Here is a 23,765-nt window from a genome sequence, read left to right as displayed (position 1 = left end):
CTGGGCATGGGTGGCACGGACGGGTTCTCCGCTGGCCCGGCACCGGTCGGCCAGATGGAGTTCGGGCCTGCCCCGCCGGGAGGTCTGCTGGACGTCCTGCGGATGGCGGCGATCGTGCTCGACTCCGAGGGGCAGATCGCCCTGTGGAGCCCGCAGGCGGAACAGCTTCTGGGCTACACGGCGGAGGAGGCACTGGGCCAGTACGCGGCCCGGCTGCTGGTGGCCGACGAGCACGTCGACCTGGTGGTGCATCTGTTCGCCCAGGTCATGGGCAGCGGTGAGAGCTGGGCCGGGGTCTTCCCGATCCTGCACAAGGACGGCGGAATCCGGTACCTGGAGATGCGCAACATGCGCCTCCAGGACGTAGACGGCGGCTACTACGCCCTCGGGCTGGCCACCGAGCAGTCCACGCTGCGCCGGGTCGAGCGAGACCTCGCGCTGTCCGTGCGCCTGGTGGACCAGTCCCCCATCGGGCTCGCGGTGCTGGACGTCGATCTGCGCTACGTCGCCGTCAACGCCGCGCTGGAACGGATCAACGGCGTCCCGGCCGCCGAGCAGATCGGCCGCCCGGCCGGCGAGACCCTGCCGTTCCAGGACGACGGCACGATCGAGGTCTCGATGCGGAAGGTCCTGGACACCGGCACGCCGGTGCTGGACCGGCAGGTCGTCGGGCGTACCCCGGCCGAGCCCGACACCGAGCGGGCCTGGTCGGTCTCCCTGTACCGGCTGGAGGACCCCGGAGGACGGATCCTCGGCCTTGCCGCCTCGGTCGTGGACGTGACCGACAGACACCACGCCGCCAAGGCCGCCGAGCGGGCCCGGCGGAGGCTGACGACGATGGCCGACGCGGCGGTACGCGTCGGCACCACGCTGGACCTGCGGCAGACGGCGCGGGAGCTCGCCGACATCGCGGTGCCGGAGCTCGCCGACATCGCGGCCGTGGATGTACTGGACTCGGCCGTCGAGGGCCGCCGGGAACAGATCCCGGCAGGCGGCCGGGCGGTGATACGCGCACTCGCGGTCACCGTCGCGGAGCCGACACCCGCGCTACAGGCGGCCGACCAGCCCGGTGAGCTGGCCCGGTACGACGCCGCCCGGCTGGTCACCAGGTGCGTGCGGACGGGCACCCCGGTGGTCATCCCGCATGTGGACGAGGACGATCTGCTCAGCATCGCGCGCGATGCCGACGCCGCCGTCCTGCTCGCCGAGGCGGGAGTGCACTCGTATCTCGCCGTGCCACTGATCGCACGGGGTGAGGTGCTCGGGGCGCTCGACCTCAAGCGGTTCCGCAACCAGCTGCCCTTCGACTCGGACGACGTGCTGCTCGCCTCCGAGCTGGCCGCACGGGCGGCCGTGTGCATCGACAACGCACGCTGGTACCAGCAGCAGCGCAACACCGCGCTGACCCTCCAGCGCAGTCTGCTGCCCCAGCAGCCCCCACCGGTGACCGGCCTGGAGGTCGCCTCCCGCTACCAGCCGGCCGGTGCCGCGAGCGAGGTCGGCGGCGACTGGTACGACATCCTGCCCCTGAGCGGGGACCGGACCGCGCTGGTGGTCGGGGATGTGATGGGCAGCGGGATCAATGCCGCGACCGCGATGGGCCAGTTGCGCACGGCCACCCGCACCCTGTCGGCGCTCGACCTCGATCCGGCGCAGGTGCTGCGCCACCTCGACGACATCACCATCGGTCTCGGGTCGTACATCGCCACCTGCCTGTACGCGCTCTACGACCCCCACCAGGGCCACTGCACGATCGCAGCCGCGGGGCACCTGCCCCCGGTGCTGGTAAGGCCCGAGGGTCCGCCGCAACTGCTCGAACTGCCCACCGGCGCACCGCTCGGCGTGGGCGGGGTCCCGTTCCGCGCGGTGACCGTGGACGTCGATCCGGGTGATCGCCTCGTGCTCTACACGGACGGGCTGGTGGAGACCCGAGACGAGGACATCGACGCCCGGCTCAACGTGCTTCTCGGACTGCTCGACGGGCCCCGTGCGGGCCTTGAGGAGACGTGCGACCGGCTGCTCGAGTCGCTTCGCGCCGGGACCGATCAGGACGATGTGGCACTGCTGATCGCGCATGTGAAGGAGTGAAGCCTGCCGCCGGGGCGACGCGTCGGCTCACGCGGAGGTGCCGGGGGACGCCGAAGGCCGCGGGGCCGCGGACCAGGAAGTGGTCCGCGGCCGGGGCGCCGAGGAGGCCCGGGAGCTTCCGAGGGCCACGTCAGCGGGGGCGGTACGTCAGCGCAGCGAGCCCAGACCGCCGGAACGGCGGCCACCGGTCGCGCCACCGCTCATGGCGGCCATGGCAAGACCCAGGCAGAGCGCCAGGGCGCCGACGATGACGTTGTTGACGATCGTGCGCGCGGTGGCGACACCGCCGGCGACGACCCACGGGCTGATGATCGTCCATGCACCGATGGCGATGGCGCACCACGCCATGGCGTGCGTCCGCTCATATGCCGAGCCGACACCGCTCATGCACAGCACATAGGCGACGCCGGTGATCAGGTTGGTCACGGCCAGCGTGGTAAGGCCGTTGAACCCGGCTATCCAGGGCGATGCGGCGAGGTAGAGGCCTGTGAGCAGGGCCAGTGTCTCTATCGCCTGGGCACGCGGGGTGGCAGTCGCGCGTTCGAATCGAGCGCGCATCTCCGCGAGGTCGGGGTGTTGTTCGATGCTCGGGTGTGTGGTCATGGTGGGCCGCCTCCTTTGGGAGCCTGGCGTGACCCTTTCACCTGCAATGAAACGCTTTCTATGCCGTTTTGGCCAACTCTGGCCGACTTCGCCCGGGACTCGGACTCACGGCGGCGGCTGCGCGGCCGGGGCGGGGGCGTCGGCGGTGTCGTCGGGGGCCACCAGATCCTGGGTGAGCGGGATCCGGGCGAGGGCCACCGCACCCAGCCCGATCAGCGCGAACCCGAGCAACTGAGGCAGCAGCCACCAGCCGGAGCGGACCTGCTCCTCGTAGACGACGACACCGAGGGCGAGGCTCACCATCGCGTCGCCGAGGGTGATCGCGGGCTGGGAGGCGACCAATGGGCCCGCCTGCATGGCGTTCTGGAGCAGGAAGAGAGCCGCGACGCCGGCTGCCGCGAAGCTGTAGGTCTGCCAGGCGGTGAAGAAGGCCACGGCCCCGTAGTCGTCCAGGATGTGCGTGGCCTCCTTCATCAGGGCAGCCGTCAGGGCGAAGCAGATGGCGGTGGCGGTGCCCAGGCAGGCGGCGCGGGTCCGGCCCTCCGGGCGGCGCAGCGCCACGGCGGAGAGCACGGCCACCGCCGCCACGCATCCGATGAGAGCCGGCAGCCAGCGGTCCAGCGGGACGTGGGTGCGGTTTCCCGTGGGGGCGAGCGCCGCCATGGCGATGCCGAGTCCCACGACCACGCACGCCACGGCGATCCAGGCGCTGCGGGCGAGATGGCGGCGCATCAGCAGCGAGGCGACGATCAGGGTGAGGGGCAGTTCGAGGACGAAGAGCGGCTGGACGACCGTCAGGGGACCGGTGTTGAGGGCCAGTGCCTGGCAGAGTCCCGCGACGATGACGGCGACGATGCCGGCGAGCCACACGGGCCGCCGCAGCAGGTCGAGCATCAGCCCGGCGCGAAAGCCCTGGGAGCTCGGCACGCTGGTCGCGGCCTTGCGTTGGAGCACGGTGGCGATGGCGTTGCTGAGCGCCGCGGCGAGCGCGAATACCACCGGGACGAGCAAGTACACCGTTGGACCTCCTGATGACCGCCTGACCGCCTCATCAACTGATCGCCTGAGCGCTGTCCGCCCGCTTGTGCCTGCCCGCTCTCTGTCGTCCGACCGCCTCCTGACGCCCGCCCAGGCAACCGGGCCCGCCCGTACCTCAGCCGGCGTCCCGCCCCGTACCCGCTGCACCATGGTCGCCCCGCCCCCCGCTCACCGCGATCCGGGCTCGCCCGGTCGCGTCCGCACCCCCGATCCACACCCCCGATCCGCACCGCCGACGCAACCACCGCCCGGGTGATCGTCCGGGCTGCGGAGGTGTCGGGCCCGACACACAATGGGATGCGTCCCGGCCCACGGCGCCGCTGCGGCGCCGCCGGCGGAGAGGAATGTGCCCATGCGCGCTGAGTCGGCTCCGGCCGTGAGGACGCGCGCGGTCGGCGAGGCCTCGCCATGACCGGGAAGAGCGAAGCGGAACGCACCGAGATCGTGCACCGTGCGATCCGGGTGACGGTCGCCAGCAGCATCGGCTTCTACGTGTTCCTCTACGCGCTGCCCCGGCCGCAACCCGAACTGGCGCTGTACGCGCTGTTCGCGCCGATCGCACTCGGCGCGCTCTCCCCGATCCCGGGGTCGGGCCGCCAGCGCTCCGTCGCGATGCTCAAGGCACTGCCCGTGGGGCTGCTGCTGGTCACCCTGGGCACGCTACTGGCGGTACACACCTGGGCCGCGGTGCTGGGGATGCTGGTCGTCGGCTTCTGCCTGGCCTTCTCCGCGGTCGCCGGTCCACTGCCCGCCGGAGCCGCTCCGGGACTCCAGCTCTTCTACATCCTGGCGTGCTTCCCGCCCTATGCCCCCGACACCCTCGTGCTCCGACTGGCCGGTCTCGCGGTGGGCGTGCTGCTGCTCGCCGCCTTCGAGGTGGTGATGCTCCCCGCGCCCGCGCCGCCCGGCTACCGGACGCGGCTGGCAGACGCCCTCGACATCGCCGCCGCCGCCGCCGCCAACCCCACCGCGATCCCGCCCGAGCGGCTCCGCGCGACCGGTCAGGAGTTGAGGTTCTCCAAACTGCCGCCGGCCGAACGACCAGCCGGCCCCGGGCGCCGCGACCGGGCCCTCGCGCAAGGAAGCAACGCGGTCCGCCGCCTCCTCGACCAGCTCGCCCGCTACGGCGAGACGAACCGCGAGTCGAACCGCGCCCCGGCATCGGACCGGGTGCCTGACTCGGACGCGACCGCACCGGTCCAGGAGACGAGGCAGTCCCCGGGTGCCAGGGAACTCGCCCGCACCTCGTGCGACACCCTGCTCGAACGCGTCTCCCGGCTGTGCACCGAAACGGCGGCGGCCCTGCGCGAGGGCCGTCCGCCCGCGCTCACCGGCACGCTCGCGGACGCCATGACCGACTTCCAGTCGCTGCGGATCAGGCAGGCGATCGGGCCACCGGGCGGCGTACCGTCGGTGCCCCTGCTGCGTCGGCAGGCGCTGGTGCTGGGCGTCGCCGAGACCGCGCGGATCGTGGAGACCTCCATCCAGGTGGGTCTCGTGGGGCGCATGACGGAACCGATCCCCCCGCAGGAGCTTTTCTGGTACGCGGACATGAGCACCTCGCGCCTCTGGGCCAAGCGCCTGCTGGGGAACATGACCCTGCACTCGGTGATGTTCCAGAACGCGGTGCGCATCGCCCTGGGCCTCGGCGCCGCCCGGCTCGTGGCGGGATCGCTGGACCTGGCGCACGGGTTCTGGGTGCTGCTCGCGGTGCTGACGCTGGGCCGTACCACCGCGGGAGAGACCTGGTGGACGGTCCGTCAGGCACTGCTCGGCAACCTCGTGGGAGCGGTGGCCGCCGGGGCGCTGCTCGTGGGCTTCGGCCAGCACTCCGTGGCGTACGCGATCGTGTTCGTGCCCGGTATGCTCGCCGCCTTCGCACTGGGCCCCATGCTCGGGATCGCCTGGTCGCAGGCGCTGTTCACCTTGGTGGTGGCCTGTGTGTTCGCCCAGATGGCGCCCGCGTCATGGCAGCTCGCGGAGGAACGGATCATCGACATCGTCACGGGCAGCATGATCGGACTGCTGTGCGGACTGATCGCCTGGCCGGCCGGTGCCCGGCGTGAGGTGCGCCGGACCATGGCGGAGCTGCTGCGGGCGTACCGCCCACTGGTCACGGGCACCGTCGAAGTACTGCTGGCCGTCCCGCCCGGCGCCAAGCCGCCGCCTTCGACGCTGCCGGCCCTGCACCGGCTGCGGCTCGCGGAGACGGCGTACGCCCAGTTCCGCAGCGAACCGCCGCTCTCCTCCGGGCCCTACGCCGACTGGCACGGTGTGCTGGTCGCGACGGAGCACCTGCTCCTCGGTGCGCTGTGGCTGCCGAAGATCGACCTTCCGGTGGTGCCGGTCCCGTACGAGGCGGCGAGCTGGGCCCGGGACAGCGCAGCCAGGCTGGGCGAGACCAGCGACCACATCGCCGAGCTGGCCGCCGACGACAACGCATGTCATCGGACCATGGACACCACCCGCGTCCCCGTGCCTACCGACGATCGTCCGCTGCCCATGCTGATCGACCTCGAAGTGTGGCTGAACAGCCTGCTGGCGCAGCTCTCCCGGGTCGAGCCGACGGTCGAGGCCTCGATGCGTCCCCGGCGTGGCCGCGGCGACGAGGGCCGTACTACGGTCTGATCAAACGCGTCGGCACCTCGGGGTGCCGCCAGGACCATCGAGACTCCGAGCAGGATCATGGACAACCGTTCGAGATCTACTCGGAACGATGGAACCGGCATTCCCGTCGGGATGTCGCCACCAGATGGCGCGAGCGGTAGGGCCGTGGCGCAAGCTGGGGTCACCGCCCCGCGGGGGTCGGGCTCGGCCCAGCCGACGAGGTGCCGGTCCTGGGCCGAGGCGGGCGCATCCGTGCGATCGGGCCATCAGGGCGCGGGCGAGGACTCCGGGGTGACCGGCCCGCCGTCGGGGACGCCGGTCGGCGGCTCGATCGGTGGTGTGCCCGGAGGCGGGGTCTCCCGCTGCTCGGGTTCGCCGTCCGACGGCCGTGGTGTCGCCGGGCCGTCGGACGGATGCGACTCCCGGCCGGAACCCTCGCTGGGCGGCGTGGTCGGCGGGCAGCCCGGGGCGCCGTCACCCGGTTCGCAGGTCGCACTCACGGGGCTCTCCCCCGGGCTGGTGGCCCGGGGGGAATCCGGCGGCTTTCCGGTCGGGGGCGAATCGTCGCTCCGCACCGGCTCGGGGACCTCGGTCGGGGTGGCGGGGTCCTCGGGAGGCGCCACCGACCTGTCGTGGGCACCGGTGCCGGCGCGCTCACGGGAGAAGTACGTGTCGTCCCCGAAGTCCAGCACGACGAAGGCGTCCACGGTCCGCGACGCGGGCCGGACGGTCACCACCCGGGCCTGGTCGAATCCGGACCAGCTCGTACCGGTCCGCTTCGGATCGCCTTGGACCTCCACGGGCGGTGACAGGGGGTTGCCACAGGCGCAGCGCACCCGTGGCAGCCCCCGCTCGTCGACGAGTACGGCCGTACCGGCTTGCAGAACGGCCTGGTAGGCGGTCGCCTTGCCGTCCTGGTAACCGTGGTTGGTGACCCGGGTGTCCAGCCTCAGCCGCAGGGAGGTCATCGCGCGCAGGCGGGTCGCGACGGCGGACGGCTCGATGCCAAGGGCCGCGGCGAACGCGCGGTTCTTCTCGGGCTGGGCGGCGAGGAACCGGATCTGCTTCTCCGTGTCGCAGCTCGCGGTGGCACGGGCGCCGCCGTAGAGGGCGGGTGTCGCGCCGTCCACCACTCGCACCAGGGTCCGGGACGGCGACCGGGTGACCCCGCCGGTGTCCGATGCGGGCAGGCCGGCCGGCGGGGCGTCCACCGTGCCGTTCGCCGTGGAGGCGGTGAACGGGTCGGGACCGCTCTCGTTCGCCGGTTGCATGAAGATCTCGCCCGGTGCCGCCGTTTGGCCGCCACGGGTGAGCACGACGGCGAGCACGACGGCCGCGACGACCGCCGCGGTGAGCGTCGCGAGCTTGGGAACGGACCGGTACCAGGCTTCGCCACCGCCCCTCCCCTCCCCCGCTCCGCCCCCTCCGCCGGTGCTGCCACCGCTACTCGGCGGGCCACCACCGGGCGGGCGGGATCCGCCTCCGCTCGGCGGCCCGGCGGGCGGCCCCGAAGGCGACCGCGACGGCGCTGAGTCCCGGCCGGAAAGAGGACCGGTGGGAGGCCCTTCGGGTCGGCCGGGAGGCGGCTGGTCGCTCACCCTCCCATTTCTGCCCCGGCTCCGCACCGCCTGCAAGCCGTAGCCGTACGCGATCGGCCGCCTTTGGCGCGCGCCTGCCCGGCACCGCTGCTTACGGTGGCACCGTGAGCCAGCACTCAGCCCCCCGGAGCGGCCTCGGCCGATCGGTCCGGGGCTGGGCCGAGGCGCTGGCCGCGGCCTTCGCGGGACTGGTCACGATGATCATCATCGCCGCGCTCGGTCTGTGGGTCGCGGGCACCGTGCCGCCCGGGGGCGCCTTCCCCCGAGTCGTGGCCGCCATCGTCGTCATGGCGGCGGGCGGTACCGTGCAGTTGTCCGGGGACGCAGGGGTGATCGCCGAGACCCGGGCCGAACTCAGCATGACGCCCCTGTCCGTGAGCCTCGTCGGCGCCTTGGTGATCGGCTGGCTCTTCCTGCGTCCGCTGCGGCACCGCGCCGTCGCGGGAACGGGCGAGCTGCTGCTCCGCTTCGTCCAGCTGGCGGTCTTCTGGCTGCTGGGGCTCGTGTGCCTGGCCGCGGCAGCCCGCGAGACCTTCGAGGTCTCGCTGGGCGACTCCCCGCTCAGCGACATCGGGGACCTCTTCGACGCCTCCCCCCGCGTCGGCTTCGCCGCCGGTATCGGGCCCACGCTGCCGTACGGCCTACTGTGGCTGGTCGGCGTCGTCGCGGTGGCGCTGCTGGTGTCACGGCGGGCCCCGCTGCCCGCACGGCTGGTGCGCTTCCAGGAGTCGGTGCGGCCGGCCGCGTTCGCGATGCTGTCGCTGCTGCTCGCCTATGTGGTCATCGCTCTGTGCGCCGGTCTTGTCGCCGCCGCGACGCAGGGGCACGCGGGGCGGACGTTCGCGGTGATCCTGCTCGCCCTGCCGAACCTGGCGTGGCCGGCGCTCACCCTGGGAATGGGCGCCTCCTGGGACGGCACGGTCAAGGGCCCGCTCGGACTATCGCTGCCGCACGAGCTGGAAGAGGTGCTGCGTACGCCCGGTGGTTCCACGCTCAATCTCTCCACGCTGTCCGAACGCGACGGCCGGGCCTGGTGGCTGCTGGTGGCCGCCGTGGTGCTGGTGGTCGGTGCCGCGTTCCTGATGGCCCTACGATCGCCCGCCGGTGTCAGGACCTGGCAGCACGCCGGCCGGATGGGCGTCGCGCTGGTGCTGACCGTGCTCGTCGTCTGCCTGCTGGCCCGCGTCACCGCACGGTACGACCTCTCCGTCATCGGGATCGGCGACATCGAGGGCCTGGGCGGCGAAGTGTCCCTGCAGCCGCGGCTGTGGGGTGCGCTGGGGCTCGCCCTGGTCTGGGGGCTCGCTGCGGGGCTGATCGGATCGGTGCCGGCCGAGTCCGTACGCCGCCGCGCCGCCGCACGGGCGAAGGACGACGGCCCGCGATAGCTCAGCCGGGGTCGCGGTCGCGGTCGGCAGACATGGTGCCCTCGCGGCTGACGATCTGTGTGGGCGGCCGGGTGGGCCGTCCGTCGCCTTCGCCACCTTCATCGCCCGCGCCGCTGTCACCGCTTCCACCACCGCCGCCCTGCGGGGAGCCTTCCGTGGCGAACACGGCCAGATGCCGACCGTCGCAGTACACCCAGCGCTCATGCTCGGCCTCGTACAACCACATCGCCTCACCGTCGACGACCATGCCCACCCGCATGCCCTGGGTGGCCCTGCGGAAGGCCTCCCCGTCCGCATGCTCCCCCGCCAGGTCGTCCACCGCGCGCCGGTAACGGGCCAGCAGTTCCGCGGCACGTGCCAGCAGGGGCCGCGGATCCGCCGTGCGGGCGAGCGGCTGCCCGGCCGGTGGCGGGGACTGCGGCACCGGGACCAGCAGCCGTCCGTCGACCCAGGCGGACCATCCGTTGGCACACAGCACACGTCCCCAGTCGCCGCGCCGGTCGAGCAGTTCCACCGGCAGGAAGGGGTCGAGGGGCGCGCTGGGCCGGGCGGCGTCCGGGCTCTCCCAGGTGGGCAGCCCGTCACCGGGGACGACATGCGTCGGCCGGAAGCCGGGCACGGTGTCGAACTCTGTCATGCCAGTCATATCAGCCATGTCAGCTCAGCTCGGCCGGGTCGGCACGTCGGCACGTCGGCACGTCGGCACGTCGGCAGCACGATCCACCGGAGTCTCGGAAGGCACCGTCCGTCGCATGCTTTCACTACTTCCGCATGACCTCGGGTTCATGGCGCCGGAGCAGCCTCGCGACCACGAACCAGAGGAACACGCAGTACACCACCATCACCGCCATGTTCTGCGCCCACAGCTCGGCGGAGTGCTCGAAGAGGGGATCGTCGGTGTCGGGGCCCTGGACGATACGGGCGATGTCCACGGTGTCCGCCATGGCGGCGAAAGCCCAGCGGGCCGGGACCAGCCAGGCGATCTGCTCCATCACCCGCACCCCGTCCAGCTCCAGCAGCGCCCCGCAGAACACGATCTGGACCATGGTGAGGAGGACCAGCAGCGGCATGGTCACTTCCTCCTTCGGCACCAGGGCGGAGATCACCAGGCCCATCATCATCGAGGTGAAGGACAGCACCGCGACGGCCAGCGTGATCTCGACCAGCGGTGGCATCAGCACCCCCTCGCCACCGGGGGCGCTCAGATCCACGCCGAGCAGGGCGACGAGGGTGAGCACCACGGCCTGGGCGATCGTGATCACGCCCAGCACCACGACCTTGGACATCAGATACGCGGATCTGGACAGCCCTACGGCACGCTCGCGCTGGTAGATGACGCGTTCCTTGACCAGTTCGCGCACCGCATTGGCCGCGCCGGTCAGCACCCCGCCGACGCACAGCACGAGCAGGGCGTCGAGCGCGGTCTCCTGGGTGAACTTGCTGCCTGCCAGTCCCCGAGCCATCGCGCCCATGCCGAACGGCAGGACGATCATGATGATCAGGAAAGTGCGGTCCGCGCTCAACACCGAGGCGTAGCGGCGCACGAGCGTCCGCAGTTGGGCGAACCAGCTCTGTGACTTGGGTGGTGGCGCCACATCCACGGACTGCCGGTCCGGCTCGGCCCTGGGCTGAGCCGCCGCGCCGATGTACTGGTGGTAGTACGAGGACGCCTGGTACTGGCCCGCCCAGTCGCGGCCCCGGTCGTTCTCGAACGCCTCGAAGGCCACGGGCCAGTCGTCGAAGCCGAAGAACGGCAAAGCGTCATCGGGCGCGCCGAAGAAGGCGATCCGCCCGCCCGGTGCGAGCACGAGCAGCCGGTCGCACACATCCAGACTGAGCACGCTGTGCGTGACGACGATGACCGTGCGGCCGTCGTCGGCGAGCCCTCGCAGCATATGCATGACCGAGCGGTCCATCCCGGGGTCGAGTCCGGACGTCGGTTCGTCGAGGAACAGCAGCGAGGGTTTGGTGAGCAGTTCGAGTGCGACGCTGACACGTTTGCGCTGGCCGCCGGAGAGGGTGTGGATCGGCTGGTCCGCGCGCTGTTCGAGCCCGAGCTCCTGGATGACCTCCTCGACCCTGGCCTCACGCTCGGCGCGCGCGGTGTCCTCGGGGAAGCGCAGCTCCGCAGCGTACGACAGGGCCCTGCGCACGGTCAGTTGGAGGTGCAGGATGTCGTCCTGCGGTACGAGTCCGATACGTCGGCGCAGTTCGGCGTAGTCGCGGTAGAGGTCGCGGCCGTCGTAGAGGACCGTGCCGTGGTTGGCGGGGCGCAGCCCGGTGAGCGCGTTGAGCAGGGTGGACTTCCCGGCGCCGCTGGGACCCACCACCCCGAGCAGGCACTTCTCGCCGACCGGGAAGGAGACGTGGTCGAGCAGCAGCTTGGTGCCGCGCTTCCCGTCGGACACCGAGACGGCGAGGTCCTGGACGTCGAGCGAGACCTCGCCGTAGTCCTCGAACTCCTGGAGTTCGTCGCCGACGAGGCAGAAGGTGGAGTGGCCGATGCCGACGATGTCCGCGGGGGTGACGGCCGCGCGGGTGATGCGCCGGCCGTTGAGATAGGTGCCGTTGTGACTGCCGAGGTCCGCGATCTCGTAGCTGCCGTCGGGCAGGGCCCGCAGTTCGGCGTGCCGGCGCGAGACGATGAGGTCCTCGATGATCAGGTCGTTTTCCGGCGAGCGGCCGATCCTGACCGTGCGGGTCGGCAGCGGCCGTACGGTGGTGGGCTGCCGGAACGTACCGGTGGCGGCGGGGCGCCGGGGTGCGTCCGGTGACGGCGCCGGTGCGGAGTAGGGACCGGTCGGAGTGACCGGAGCGACCGGCGTGAGAGGAGTGGCCCCCGCCGGCTCGGGTGGCTCGGGAGGGGCCGCCGGTCCGGTACCGACGAGGACGGCACGCGGACCGTCCTGTGGGCTGCCGAAGCGTATGACGCTGCCGGGCCCCACGCCCGATGCACGGATACGCCGACCGTCGGTGTAGGTGCCATTGGTGCTGTTCTCGTCCTCCAGCGTCCAGTGGTCCGCCTCGGTCCTGAGCACCGCGTGGTGCCAGGAGACCCTGACGTCGTCGATCACGACGTCGCTCAGCGGGTCCCGCCCGACGTGGTAGACCCGGCCCGGGCTCATCAGCGTCGAGCCCCGGTCGGTTTCGATGACCAGCTCGGGCGCTGTGCGCGCTGCGGGCCGCTCAGCCATGCCCCCGATTTTATCTTTGGGGCTTCCTTCACGCAGGCCACGGAGGACACGACAACCACCGCGAGACGGAGGACGAGCGAGCTGACCGTCGCTGGCAGGAACTCATCCAGGAGATACGAGTCACGCAGACGGGTGTCCAGATCCTCTTCGGCTCCTGCTCACGGTCGTGTTCACCCCGGCCTTCCAGAAGCCGGGGCAGACCGACAAGACGATCTACATCACGACGGTCATCCTGGGTTCGCTGGCCACCGGTGCTCTCATCGGGCCGGTAGCGCTCCGAGTCTCCGGCCGAGTAGAGGCGTCGGTGTCCTCCCCGAATACCGGGGCAGACGAGTGAGGACGGCGAGAGCGGCAGGCCTGGCGCTGACGCGGGAACACCGCGGGGCGGCAGGGCCCGTTCGGCGGATACGTCGGATCCACCCCGGACTTCGACAGGACACATCGAGGCAGGCAGTTGCTTCGTCCACAGGAAGGATTTGGCGTGAGTGAGAGGTGGAGCTACAAGTCCACGGCCGGCCACCTGGCAGGCACCGACCTGACCGGCTACGAGGTCGAGGCCGCCGACGGCGCCATCGGCAAGGTCGACAAGCATTCCGACGAGGTCTCCGACGCGTACCTGGTGGTGGACACCGGTGTGTGGATCTTCGGCAAGGAGGTCCTGCTCCCGGCGAGTACGGTGACCCGCGTCGACGTGGACGAGCGCAGGATCCACGTCGACAGGACGAAGGACCAGATCAAGGGCGCTCCGGAATTCCACGAGGACAAGCACCTCGGCGACATCGGCTACCACGAGGCGCTGAGCGCGTACTACGGCTTGGGCGGTCCTTTCGGCGGACGTATCGTCTGACCCGCTACCGCTTTCCGGCCCGAAGCCCCCGGCCGGGCTTCCGGTCGTATCGGCTCAACGGCTGGACCGGGCCGCGGCCGCTCAGGCCACGGAGCCGACGGCCGCGACCACTGCGGCGCGCGTGCGCGGCGCGTCGTGGTGGATCGGGGTGTGCGCGCCGGCCAGTGGGACACCGCTGCCGCCGCGTCGGTCCGCGACGATCTCGGCGGCGATCGACAGAGCCGTCTCCTCGGGAGTACGTGCTCCGAGGTCGAGGCCGATCGGCGAGCGCAGTCGGGCGATGGCGGCCTCGGTGACCCCAGCCTCGCGCAGCCGGCGGTTGCGGTCCTCATGGGTGCGGCGCGAGCCCATCGCGCCGACGTAGGCCACGGGGAGGGTCAGCGCCGACACCAGCAGGGGCACGTCGAACTTGGCGTCATGGGTCAGCACACACAGCACGGTACGGCTGTCGACATCGGTCGAGGCCAGATACCGGTGCGGCCAGGCCACGACGATCTCGTCGGCCTCGGGGAAGCGCTGCCCGGTCGCGAAGACGGGGCGGGCGTCGCAGACGGTCACGTGGTATCCGAGGAACTTCCCCACCCGCACCAGCGCGGACGCGAAGTCGATGGCCCCGAAGACGATCATGCGCGGCGGCGGCACACTCGACTCCACCAGCAGGGTGAGTGGCTGCCCGCAGCGGGCACCGTCCGCGCCGATCGGGATGGTGCCGGTACGGCCGGCGTCCAGCAGTGCGCGGGCCTCGGCCGCCGCGGTGCGATCCAGTTCGGGATGGCCTCCGAGGCCGCCCTCGTAGGAACCGTCCGGGTGCACCAGCAGGGCACGCCCCACGAGGTCTGCAGGCCCCTCGGTGATCCGGGCGAGGGCCGCCGCCTGCCCCCGCGCCGCCGCGGACAGCGCGTCCGCGAGGACCCGCCGGGCGGCGACGTCGGCCACGCGTACCGGGGTGACCAGGATGTCGATGATCCCACCGCAGGTCAGGCCCACCGCGAAGGCGTCGTCATCGCTGTAGCCGAAGCGCTCGAGCACGGTCTCGCCGTCCTCGAGCGCCTGGCGGCACAGCTCGTACACCGCGCCCTCCACGCACCCCCCGGAGACCGACCCGATCGCGGTGCCCTCGCGGTCGACGGCGAGTGCGGCTCCGGGCTGCCGGGGCGCGCTGCCGCCGACGGCCACCACGGTGGCGACGGCGAAGTCACGTCCCTGCTCGACCCACCGGTGCAGCTCAGCGGCGATGTCCAGCATGTCGGTCTCCTCGGGTCTGCGGGCTGCGTGCGTAGGGCTCGGTGCGGGGTCAGTGGACCCCGAACCAACCCTCGATCGGGCTGAGGGCGAAGAAGACCACGAAGATCGCGGTCAGGCCCCACATGAAGGCGCCCACCTCGCGGCCCTTGCCCTGGGCGACCTTGATGGCGACGTACGAGATGACACCGGCGGCGACTCCCGGGGTGATGCTGTACGTGAACGGCATCAGCACCACGGTGAGGAAGACCGGGATGGCGACCGATGGGTCGTTCCAGTCCACATGCCGGGCGTTCTGCATCATCATGGCGCCGATGACCACCAGGGCCGCGGAGGCGACCTGCGGCGGCACGATCGCCGTGAGCGGGGTGAAGAAGAGGCAGGCCGCGAAGAACAGGCCGGTGACGACCGAGGCGAGACCGGTTCTGGCACCCTCGCCGACACCGGTGGCCGACTCCACGAAAACCGTCTGGCCCGAGCCGCCCGCGACACCGCCGATGGCACCGCCGGCACCGTCGATGAACAGCGCCTTCGAGAGTCCGGGCATCCGTCCCTGGTCGTCGGCGAGCTTGGCCTGGGTGCCGACACCGATGATGGTGGCCATCGCGTCGAAGAAGCCCGCCAGTACCAGGGTGAAGACGATGAAGCCGACCGTCATCGCGCCGACGTCGCCCCAGCCGCCGAAGTCCACCTGGCCGAAGAGCGAGAAGTCGGGCATGGAGACCGCGCTGCCGCTCAGCTCCGGCGGGGACATGTTCCACGCCTTGGCGTCCAGACCGGCGACATTGTGGACGACCACCGCGGCGACGGTGCCGACGACGATGCCGATCAGGATCGCACCGGGTACGCGGCGGGCCTGCAGCATGAAGATCATCAGTAGGGTGACGCAGAAGATCAGTACCGGCCAGCCGGAGAGCACACCGCCATCACCCATCTCGACGGGCGGCCCGAACTCGGCGCCGTGGCCGACGAAGCCCGCCTTGACCAGACCGATCAGGGCGATGAAGAGGCCGATTCCCATGGTGATGCCGTGCTTCAGTGGCAGCGGTATCGCGTTCATCACCAGTTCGCGCAGTCCGGTGACGACCAGCAGGCAGATCACCACGCCGTACGCCACGCACATGGCCATGGCCTGCGGCCAGGTCATCTGGGGCACCACCTGCGAGGCGACGACACCGGAAACGCTCAGCCCGGCCGCCAGGGCGAGCGGGACCTTGCCGATGAAGCCCATCAGCAGGGTGGTCGCGGCAGCGGCGAAGGCGGTCGCCGTGATGAGGCCGGGCTGCCCGAGCACGTTCCCCGCGGCGTCCTTGCCGTTCAGGATCAGAGGGTTGAGCAGGAGGATGTACGCCATCGCCATGAAGGTGGTGGTGCCGCCGCGCACTTCGCGTGCGACGGTGGATCCTCGTTCGGAGATGTGAAAGTACCGGTCGAGCCAGGACCGCCCGGCGGCAGGGATCTGCGAGTCGGAGCCCGCGTCCTCCGTATCCGCGGCGGTGGCCTTCGGCTCCACAGATGACTGGGTCATGGTTGCCTACTCCCAAGGTTCATAGGGGCACCCGCGAACGGCGTGGAAGCCGGGGGAAATGCGGGATTTGGGATCTTGCGTTGGCTGCACGACCCGGGGGACGGCCCGAGACGAACGAACGACGCTGCTCAACCACTGGGCGGGGGTGACCGCGGGGCTGCGTACCGCGAGCGGTGGCGGTACGGGTCCTCCGGCGGCGCGGGCGCGTGGACTGTGGCGTACCGGGAGGCACGCACCGTCCGGAGGGTGCCAGGCCGTGGCACGGCCTGGCGACGGCTGTCAGGTTCCGGTGAGGTGCTCTGGCCGCACCGGTGTCCTGTTCAGCTCGAGTCCTGTCGCGTTCCTGATCGCCGCGAGGACGGCCGGGGTGGACGACAGAGTCGGGGCTTCGCCGATGCCGCGCAACCCGTACGGGGCGTGCTCGTCGGCGAGTTCGAGCACGTCGACGGGGATGGTCGGCGTGTCGAGGATCGTGGGGATGAGGTAGTCCGTGAAGGAGGGGTTGCGTACCTTCGCGGTCTTCGGGTCGACGATGATCTCCTCCATCACCGCCATGCCGAGGCCCTGGGTGGTGCCACCCTGGATCTGGCCGACGACGGAGAGCGGGTTGAGCGCCTTGCCGACATCCTGGGCACAGGCCAGTTCGACCACCTTGACCAGGCCGAGCTCGGTGTCCACCTCCACCACCGCGCGATGGGCGGCGAAGGAGTACTGCACATGGCCGTTGCCCTGGCCTGTGCGCGGATCGAAGGCCTCGGTGGGGCGGTGGCGCCATTCGAGCTCGACCTCGACGGCCTCGTCCTCCAGCACGTCCACCAGATCGGCGAGCACCTCGCCGCCGTCGGTGACGACCTTGCCGCCTTCGAGGAGCAGCTCTGCGGTGGCCCAGGCCGGGTGGTACGAGCCGAACTTGCGGCGGCCGAGCTCCAGGACCCGCTCGCGCACGGCCTCGCAGGAGTTCCTGACCGCGCCTCCGGTGACATAGGTCTGGCGGGAGGCCGACGTGGAACCGGCCGAGCCGACCCGGGTGTCGGCCGGCTGGATCGTCACCTGGGTGACGCCCAGTTCCGTGCGGGCGATCTGGGCGTGCACGGTGACACCGCCCTGACCGACCTCCGCCATCGCGGTGTGCACGGTGGCGACGGGCGCGCCGCCCACGACCTCCATACGGACCCTGGCGGTGGAGTAGTCGTCGAAGCCTTCGGAGAAGCCGACGTTCTTGATGCCGACGGCATAGCCGACACCGCGTACGACACCTTCACCGTGGGTGGTGTTGGACAGCCCGCCGGGCAGCGCGCGCACGTCGGCGCCCTCGGTGGTCACCCACTGCTGCTCGGGTGGCATCGGCATGGCCTTGACCCTGCGGAGCAGTTCGGCGACCGGTGCCGGGGAGTCGACCCGCTGCCCGGTCGGCAGCAGCGTGCCCTGCTCCATGGCGTTGATCTGCCGGAGCTCGACGGGGTCCATGCCCAGTTCGGCCGCGACCTTGTCCATCTGGGCCTCGTAGGCGAAGCACGCCTGGACCGCGCCGAAGCCGCGCATGGCGCCGCAGGGCGGATTGTTGGTGTAGAGCGCGATGGCCTCGATGTCGACGTCTTCCACGATGTACGGGCCGACGGAGAGGGAAGAGGCGTTGCCGACGACCGCGGGGGACGCCGAGGCGTAGGCGCCGCCGTCCAGCACGATCCGGCACTTCATGTGGGTGAGCTTGCCGTCCCTGGTGGCGCCGTGCTCGTAGGACAGCTTCGCCGGGTGGCGGTGGACGTGCCCGAAGAAGGATTCGAACCGGTTGTAGACGATCTTCACCGGCTTGCCGGTGCGCAGCGCCAGCAGACAGGCGTGGATCTGCATCGACAGGTCCTCGCGCCCACCGAAGGCGCCGCCGACGCCGGACAGCGTCATACGGACCTTGTCCTCGGGCAGGCCGAGCACCGGGGCGATCTGACGCAGGTCCGAATGCAGCCACTGGGTGGCCACGTAGAGGTCGACGCCGCCGTCCTCGGCGGGCACGGCGAGACCGGACTCGGGGCCGAGGAAGGCCTGGTCCTGCATGCCGAAGATGTACTCGCCCTTGACGATCACGTCCGCGCGCTTGGCGGCCTCGTCGGCGTCCCCGCGCACGATCGGCTGGCGGTGGACGATGTTGGGGTGGGCGACATGCCCGGCGTGGTGGTCGTCGCGGCCCGGGTGGAGCAGGGGCGCGTCGGGCGCGGTCGCGGAGGCCTCGTCGGTGACGACGGGCAGCTCGCGGTACTCGACCTTGATCTTCGCGGCGGCCCGGCGGGCGGTCTCCGGGTGGTCGGCGGCGACCAGGGCGACCGGCTCGCCGTGATGGCGTACCACGCCGTTGGCGAGGACCGGGGTGTCCTGGATCTCCAGACCGTAGTTCTTCACATCGGTCGGCAGGTCGTCGTAGGTGAGTACGGCGTGGACACCGGCCTGGGCGAGTGCCTCGGAGATGTCGATGGACACGATCTCGGCGTGGGCCACGGTGGACCGCAGAATCTGGCCCCACAGCATGTCCTCGTGCCACATGTCGGACGAGTAGGCGAACTCGCCGGTGACCTTCAGGGTGCCGTCGGGGCGCAGGGTGGACTCGCCGATGCCGCCCTTGGTCGGGGAGCCCTGGGTGACCTTGGTGGGAGCGCCTGCCGGGGCGGTGGCCGCCCGGGGGCTCGCGGTGGCATCGGGAGTCGCGGTGACTCGGGGGTTCAGCGCCATGGTGCTCAGACCGCCTCTCCCTGACGGGCGGCCGCCAGGCGGACCGCGTCCAGGATCTTCTCGTAACCGGTGCAGCGGCAGAGGTTGCCGGACAGCGCCTCGCGGATGTCCGCGTCGGAGGGGGAGTCGTTGCGCTCCAGCAGCTCGTCCGCGGCGACCAGCAGGCCCGGGGTGCAGAAACCGCACTGCACGGCTCCGGCGTCGATGAACGCCTGCTGGATGGGGGCGAGCTCGGTGCCCTCGCCGGTCTGCGAGTCGGTGCCGCGGGCGCTCCAACGGTGGGCGTCCTGGAGGGACGTACCCGGGTTACCCGAGGTAGCAGTCGTACCCGCCTCGGTGCCACCGCACGTACCGGAGCCTGCGGAGGTGCCCGCGTCGCCGCAGGCGCCCGTGGCGCAGGAGGCGCTGCGCTGCTTGGCGAAGTCGGCGAGGCCCTCGACGGTGACGACGTCGCGCCCCTCGGCCTGTCCCGCGGCCACCAGGCAGGCACATACCGGGACGCCGTCGAGGCGGACGGTACAGGAACCACATTCGCCCTGCTCGCAGGCGTTCTTGGAGCCTGGGAGGCCGAGCCGTTCACGCAGTACGTAGAGGAGGCTCTCGCCTTCCCATACGTCGTCGGCTTCGTGACGGCGCCCGTTGACGGTGAAGTTGACGCGCATGATCAGGCAGCTCCTTCCAGCGTGCGGCCGGTGCCGCGGTACTGCTCCCAGGTCCAGCCGAGGGTGCGGCGGGCCATGATGCCGACCGCGTGGCGGCGGTACCTGGCGGTGCCGCGGACGTCGTCGATCGGGTTGCAGGCGCCCGCGGCCAGCTCCGCGAACTGCTTGGCGACCGAGGGGGTGATGATCCTGCCGCTGTCCCAGAAGCCGCCTTCTTCCAGCGCGGCGTTCAGGAACTCCTCGGCGGCCTTGGCGCGCACCGGGGTCGGGGCGGCCGAGCCGATGCCGGTGCGCACGGTGCGGGTCTCCGGGTGCAGGGCGATTCCGAAGGCGCACACCGCGATGACCATCGCGTTGCGGGTGCCGACCTTGGAGTACTGCTGCGGGCCGTCGGCCTTCGTGATGTGGACGGCCCTGATCAGCTCGTCCGGCGCGAGGGCGTTGCGCTTCACCCCGGTGTAGAACTCGTCGATCGGGATGCGCCGGGTGCCGCGCACCGACGCCACCTCGACCTCGGCGCCGGCGGCCAGCAGGGCGGGGTGGGCGTCACCGGCGGGCGAGGCGGTGCCGAGATTGCCCCCGACGCCGCCGCGGTTTCTGATCTGCGGGGAAGCCACGGTGTGCGAGGCGAGCGCGAGGCCGGGGAGCTCGGTCCTGAGGTGCTCCATGATCCGGGAGTACGGCACGGATGCGCCGAGGCGGACGGACCCCTCACCCACTTCCCACTCGGACAGCTCGGCGACGCGGCCCAGGTCCATGAGGTACTCGGGGCGCCGGTGGTCGAAGTTGATCTCGACCATGACGTCGGTGCCACCCGCGATGGGCACGGCCGTGGGGTGCTCGGCCTTCGCGGCGAGCGCCTCCTCCCAGCTACTGGGGCGAAGGAAGTCCATGAGCGGCTCTCTTCTTCGTGATTCGGTCGTTCTCAGGGGCTGGGTACGGCCGGCCCAGGGCACAGGCGTTCGGTTCCTGTCGGTTCCTCAGCGCGATGTCGCACCAGTACACAAGCAGCGTCCTCGGCGAGTGCAGTCACCGAAACCATGAAGGAGTTGGCTGGTGGGCACCCTGGTCTTGTAGATTCGAACGAAAGGTGGGCCCCGGTAACCTCCCCGCTTTCCTCCTGAAACCGGGGGCGCTGCCTCCGGATCACCCCAACGGCCACAACGAGACAGATCGGCGGCGACGAGATGCGGCTGCGCGCACTGCTGGAGACCGACGCGCTGGGACTGCGGCTGCTCGGCGGTGACGACGAGCTGGACCGAGGCGTGCGCGGCGTGATGACGACCGACCTGCGGGACCCGAGCCGCTATCTGTCGGGCGGCGAACTGGTCCTCACCGGTCTGGCCTGGCGCCACGCACCCGAGGATTCCGAATCCTTCGTCCGCATTCTCGCAACAGCGGGGGTCGCGGGTCTAGCGGCGGGCGAGGCGGAGCTGGGCGACATCCCCGACGACCTGATCGAGGCCTGCCGACGGCACAAGATGCCGCTGTTCGCGGTCCACGAGTCCGTTGCCTTCGCGACGATCACCGAGCATGTCGTCCGCCAGGTCTCGGGCGAGCGCGCCGGAGACCTGGCCGCGGTGGTGGACCGGCACCGCCGGATGATGACCTCGGGCCCCGCGGGCGGCGGCCCGGATGTGGTGCTCGACCTACTCGGCACCGACCTGGACCTGCGCGCCTGGGTACTCTCGCCCACCGGTCGGCAGATCGCGGGCGCGGGTGAGCCGCTGCCTCAAGAGGTCAGCGCCACCCTCGCGGGTGAGCACCTGGCGGCCAGCCGCGGCGGACGTCGCGCCCCCTACCGCGCGACCGTTGAAGGCTCAACGTATTCGCTCTTCCCGATCCGCAACACCGGACGGGCCGCAGGGACCGCGGCACGCGAGGACACGAACCTCCGGGACCCCCGCGACATCCGGGCATCCGTGCTGTCCGACTGGCTGCTCGCCGTCGAGGCGGACGCGTCGGACTGGCCCGCCGCCCGGCTGGATCTGCTCCAGGGCGTCACCCAGCTGATCGCCGTGGAACGCGACCGCCGCGAGGCGGCCCGCACGGTACGCCGCCGCCTCGCCCAGGAAGTACTCGAACTCGTCCAGACCGGGGCCGCACCCCCCGAGATCGCCGCCCGGTTGCGGGTCGCCGCACCCGTGCTGCTCCCCGGACTCGGGGCGGCCCCGCACTGGCAGGTCGTGGTCGCGAAGGTGGAGTGGGACGAGACCGGCGGCGCGCCGGTCGAACCCGGCCCGGTGGCCCAGTCACTGCTCGAGGAGATCCTGGTCGACCCGGCGACCACGGGCCCGGACTCGGCCGACCGTATCGCCGTCGCCCACAGCGGCGACGAGGCCATCGCCCTGGTGCCGCTCCCCGCGGTCGCCGCGACGGCGGGCCCCGACGAGGCGGACGGGTCGGCGGGCGACCTCCTCGAAGGCCCGGCGGCCGACGTCGGCACCAGCAGCGCGGGCCTGCACGCCGACGCCCTCCTCGCCGCCGTGCTCGCCCCGCTGTCATCGGGCCTCGACGGCGACGGCCGTCTCACCCTCGGCGTCAGCGCAGCCGTCCACTCCGCCGAGGGCCTCCGCGGCGCCCTGGAGGAAGCCCGCCACGCCCGCCGTGTCGCCGCCGCCCGCCCCGGCCGTGTCTGTGCGGCAGGCCACCACGAACTGGCCTCCCACGTCCTGCTCCTCCCGTTCGTCCCCGACGACGTCCGCCGCGCCTTCACCGCACGGCTGCTCGACCCCCTGCGCGACTACGACGAGCGCCACCGCGCGGAGCTGATCCCCACCCTGGAGGCATTCCTGGACTGCGATGGCTCCTGGACGCGCTGTGCGACGCGGCTGCATCTGCATGTGAACACACTGCGGTACCGGGTGGGCCGGATCGAGCAGCTGACGGGGCGTGACCTGTCCCGACTGGAGGACAAGCTGGACTTCTTCCTCGCGCTGCGGATGAGCTGAGGGTCCGCCTCGGGCGGGTCCCCCGATGGAGTGGGGAGCCGGCGTTCGGGCCGTGGGACGCGGGCCGACGCACCACGCTGCTGAGCACGACGTGGAAGGAGAACCACATGGTGCATCAGCCGCCGAACTGCCCTCACTGCCCTGCCCACACACTGCTGTGGAAGGACACTTCCCGCACCGCGCCCGGCCACGATGACCGATGGCAGTGGTACTGCTGCGGATGCAGGGGGCGTTGGGCACCGACCGCCGAACAAAGACTGCGGCTCGCCCTCGGGACGCCGCGGAAGCCAAGCCACGCCATGCGCTGACGACGACCGCGCCGGCACGAAGCCGACGATCCACGACACTTCCCACCCGCGGCGCGCGGCGCGAGGGATGCCCGCTTTTGTGATCTTGATCGACCGGAACCGAGCGTTTGTGAACTGATTCACCAGAGGGCTTGGCCAGGCGTACCCATCCATGCTGAGATTCGGTCTGTCCCAACAGCACAATGGCGCGCTAGGGGAGGGCAATGTGGCGTATACCGCCATGTCTGGTTCCGGAACCACCGCAGGTGACGAGCCGCTCCAGACCGCGGTGTGGCGGCTGCGTTCGCGCGGCTGCTGGACCGACGCGGCGGCCCTGCTGGCGCCTCATCCCTCGTCTCCGGCCCTCACCCTGCAGCGCACCGCGCTGCTGGTGGAGCGGTGCCTGTTCACCGGATCCGGCTGGGAGGACGCCGATGACGCCCTGCGCACGGCGGAGGCAGCGGCGGGCAGTGATGACGAGCGCGGTGCGGCGGCTTGCGAGCGGGGCCATCTCGCCTACGCGTCGACCGTGCTGGGCGTACGGGACCGGGCGGACGAGGCCAGTGCGGCGCTGGGCAGGGCCGCCGCGCTGCTCGCACCGGATGCTCCCGGGCGGGCTCTGCTGCACTTCCGGCGGGGACTGGTCGCCGAACACCTCGCCGACTCGCCGCAGTCGGCACGCGCCGCCTATCACCGCGCCCATGCGGGAGCCGTCGCCCAGAACGACACCCTGCTGCTCTCCTGCACCTGGCGCCATCTCGCCGCGCTGGCGCTGCGGGACGGTGAACTGACCGAGGCCCGCGAGGGGTTCAGGGAGTCGCTGCGCATCCGCGAGGAGCTGGGCTATCTCGTCGGCACGGCCCCGGCACTGGCCGCGCTCGCCGACACCGAACCAGAGCCCGAGGCGGGACGGTTGCGGGCCGAGGCGGGGCGGCTGTTCCGGTTGCTGGGGGGCGTACCGACCTGGCTCGCCGAGCAGTTGTCACCGCCGACCGCGCCTGCGGCCTGAGC

The 23,765-nt window shown here is 71.5% G+C and carries 16 protein-coding genes and 1 pseudogene; 7 read left to right on the top strand and 10 right to left on the bottom strand.

The features are described from left to right. Positions 1–6: 6 nt before the first annotated feature. A complete protein-coding gene (locus V1460_RS12190; protein WP_338673764.1) occupies positions 7–2,088 on the top strand; it encodes a SpoIIE family protein phosphatase in 2,082 nt (693 codons plus the stop codon). Between the two features lie 147 nt (positions 2,089–2,235). Here V1460_RS12190 and V1460_RS12185 read toward each other — a convergent pair whose 3' ends face one another. Next, complete coding sequence (locus V1460_RS12185) at positions 2,236–2,691, bottom strand: SPW repeat protein (protein WP_338673763.1); 456 nt, start codon at positions 2,689–2,691, stop codon at positions 2,236–2,238. A 105-nt stretch (positions 2,692–2,796) separates the two neighbouring features. Next, complete coding sequence (locus tag V1460_RS12180) at positions 2,797–3,708, bottom strand: DMT family transporter (protein WP_338673762.1); 912 nt, start codon at positions 3,706–3,708, stop codon at positions 2,797–2,799. A 429-nt stretch (positions 3,709–4,137) separates the two neighbouring features. Here V1460_RS12180 and V1460_RS12175 point away from each other — a divergent pair, with 429 nt between their 5' ends. Then, entirely contained in the window at positions 4,138–6,357 is a 2,220-nt protein-coding gene (locus V1460_RS12175; protein WP_338673761.1) for an FUSC family protein, read from the top strand. 245 nt (positions 6,358–6,602) lie between these two features. On the opposite strand, the gene V1460_RS12170 is transcribed toward V1460_RS12175, so the two are convergent. Continuing rightward, complete coding sequence (locus tag V1460_RS12170) at positions 6,603–7,934, bottom strand: DUF6777 domain-containing protein (protein ID WP_407077441.1); 1,332 nt, start codon at positions 7,932–7,934, stop codon at positions 6,603–6,605. Between the two features lie 104 nt (positions 7,935–8,038). Here V1460_RS12170 and V1460_RS12165 point away from each other — a divergent pair, with 104 nt between their 5' ends. Beyond that, complete coding sequence (locus V1460_RS12165) at positions 8,039–9,322, top strand: streptophobe family protein (protein ID WP_338673759.1); 1,284 nt, start codon at positions 8,039–8,041, stop codon at positions 9,320–9,322. Position 9,323: 1 nt separating this feature from the next. Here V1460_RS12165 and V1460_RS12160 read toward each other — a convergent pair whose 3' ends face one another. Next, a complete protein-coding gene (locus tag V1460_RS12160; RefSeq protein WP_338678010.1) occupies positions 9,324–9,959 on the bottom strand; it encodes a hypothetical protein in 636 nt (211 codons plus the stop codon). Between the two features lie 124 nt (positions 9,960–10,083). Continuing rightward, complete coding sequence (locus V1460_RS12155; protein WP_338673758.1) at positions 10,084–12,516, bottom strand: FHA domain-containing protein; 2,433 nt, start codon at positions 12,514–12,516, stop codon at positions 10,084–10,086. Between V1460_RS12155 and V1460_RS12150 the strand changes: the two are divergent. Both V1460_RS12150 and V1460_RS12145 read left to right on the top strand, forming a co-directional pair. Beyond that, positions 12,498–12,808 (top strand): annotated as a pseudogene (locus V1460_RS12150) (DUF6328 family protein); the annotation flags it as partial. The gene V1460_RS12155 and the pseudogene V1460_RS12150 sit on opposite strands and share 19 nt — an antisense overlap. Before the next feature lie 189 nt (positions 12,809–12,997). Next, on the top strand, positions 12,998–13,363 hold the full coding sequence (locus V1460_RS12145) for a PRC-barrel domain-containing protein (RefSeq protein WP_338673757.1): 366 nt from the start codon (positions 12,998–13,000) through the stop codon (positions 13,361–13,363). An 81-nt stretch (positions 13,364–13,444) separates the two neighbouring features. On the opposite strand, the gene V1460_RS12140 is transcribed toward V1460_RS12145, so the two are convergent. The 5 genes from V1460_RS12140 to V1460_RS12120 all read right to left on the bottom strand — a co-directional run bounded on the left by V1460_RS12140 (position 13,445) and on the right by V1460_RS12120 (position 20,409). Next, on the bottom strand, positions 13,445–14,608 hold the full coding sequence (locus V1460_RS12140) for an XdhC/CoxI family protein (protein WP_338673756.1): 1,164 nt from the start codon (positions 14,606–14,608) through the stop codon (positions 13,445–13,447). A gap of 49 nt (positions 14,609–14,657) precedes the next feature. After that, positions 14,658–16,133 (bottom strand): NCS2 family permease, encoded by a 1,476-nt coding sequence (locus tag V1460_RS12135; RefSeq protein WP_338673755.1) that lies wholly within the window; start codon positions 16,131–16,133, stop codon positions 14,658–14,660. 279 nt (positions 16,134–16,412) lie between these two features. Beyond that, positions 16,413–18,854 (bottom strand): xanthine dehydrogenase subunit D, encoded by a 2,442-nt coding sequence (pucD, locus tag V1460_RS12130; RefSeq protein ID WP_338673754.1) that lies wholly within the window; start codon positions 18,852–18,854, stop codon positions 16,413–16,415. Positions 18,855–18,859: 5 nt separating this feature from the next. Continuing rightward, a complete protein-coding gene (locus V1460_RS12125; protein WP_338673753.1) occupies positions 18,860–19,516 on the bottom strand; it encodes a (2Fe-2S)-binding protein in 657 nt (218 codons plus the stop codon). 2 nt (positions 19,517–19,518) lie between these two features. Then, entirely contained in the window at positions 19,519–20,409 is an 891-nt protein-coding gene (locus V1460_RS12120; RefSeq protein ID WP_338673752.1) for a xanthine dehydrogenase family protein subunit M, read from the bottom strand. Between the two features lie 294 nt (positions 20,410–20,703). On the opposite strand from V1460_RS12120, the gene V1460_RS12115 reads away from it, so the two are divergent. Both V1460_RS12115 and V1460_RS12110 read left to right on the top strand, forming a co-directional pair. Continuing rightward, positions 20,704–22,467 (top strand): PucR family transcriptional regulator ligand-binding domain-containing protein, encoded by a 1,764-nt coding sequence (locus V1460_RS12115; protein WP_338673751.1) that lies wholly within the window; start codon positions 20,704–20,706, stop codon positions 22,465–22,467. A gap of 528 nt (positions 22,468–22,995) precedes the next feature. Next, complete coding sequence (locus V1460_RS12110; protein ID WP_338673750.1) at positions 22,996–23,763, top strand: hypothetical protein; 768 nt, start codon at positions 22,996–22,998, stop codon at positions 23,761–23,763. The last annotated feature ends 2 nt before the right edge of the window (positions 23,764–23,765 follow it).

Origin of the sequence: Streptomyces sp. SCSIO 30461 (assembly GCF_037023745.1) — a bacterium.
In the GTDB taxonomy this organism is placed as follows: domain Bacteria; phylum Actinomycetota; class Actinomycetes; order Streptomycetales; family Streptomycetaceae; genus Streptomyces.
The sequence above is the reverse complement of the archived record's forward strand: the minus strand, read 5'-3'. Positions and strand labels throughout refer to the sequence as shown.

Excerpts from the sequence above, each read along its gene's own strand:
- V1460_RS12190 (WP_338673764.1), top strand. The coding sequence starts at position 7 with ATGGGTGGCACGGACGGGTTCTCCGCTGGCCCGGCACCGGTCGGCCAG.
- V1460_RS12185 (WP_338673763.1), bottom strand. The coding sequence starts at position 2,691 with ATGACCACACACCCGAGCATCGAACAACACCCCGACCTCGCGGAGATG.
- V1460_RS12175 (WP_338673761.1), top strand. The coding sequence starts at position 4,138 with ATGACCGGGAAGAGCGAAGCGGAACGCACCGAGATCGTGCACCGTGCG.
- V1460_RS12160 (WP_338678010.1), bottom strand. The coding sequence starts at position 9,959 with ATGACAGAGTTCGACACCGTGCCCGGCTTCCGGCCGACGCATGTCGTC.
- V1460_RS12155 (WP_338673758.1), bottom strand. The coding sequence starts at position 12,516 with ATGGCTGAGCGGCCCGCAGCGCGCACAGCGCCCGAGCTGGTCATCGAA.
- V1460_RS12140 (WP_338673756.1), bottom strand. The coding sequence starts at position 14,608 with ATGCTGGACATCGCCGCTGAGCTGCACCGGTGGGTCGAGCAGGGACGT.
- V1460_RS12135 (WP_338673755.1), bottom strand. The coding sequence starts at position 16,133 with ATGACCCAGTCATCTGTGGAGCCGAAGGCCACCGCCGCGGATACGGAG.
- pucD (WP_338673754.1), bottom strand. The coding sequence starts at position 18,854 with ATGGCGCTGAACCCCCGAGTCACCGCGACTCCCGATGCCACCGCGAGC.
- V1460_RS12125 (WP_338673753.1), bottom strand. The coding sequence starts at position 19,516 with ATGCGCGTCAACTTCACCGTCAACGGGCGCCGTCACGAAGCCGACGAC.
- V1460_RS12120 (WP_338673752.1), bottom strand. The coding sequence starts at position 20,409 with ATGGACTTCCTTCGCCCCAGTAGCTGGGAGGAGGCGCTCGCCGCGAAG.
- V1460_RS12115 (WP_338673751.1), top strand. The coding sequence starts at position 20,704 with ATGCGGCTGCGCGCACTGCTGGAGACCGACGCGCTGGGACTGCGGCTG.
- V1460_RS12110 (WP_338673750.1), top strand. The coding sequence starts at position 22,996 with ATGTCTGGTTCCGGAACCACCGCAGGTGACGAGCCGCTCCAGACCGCG.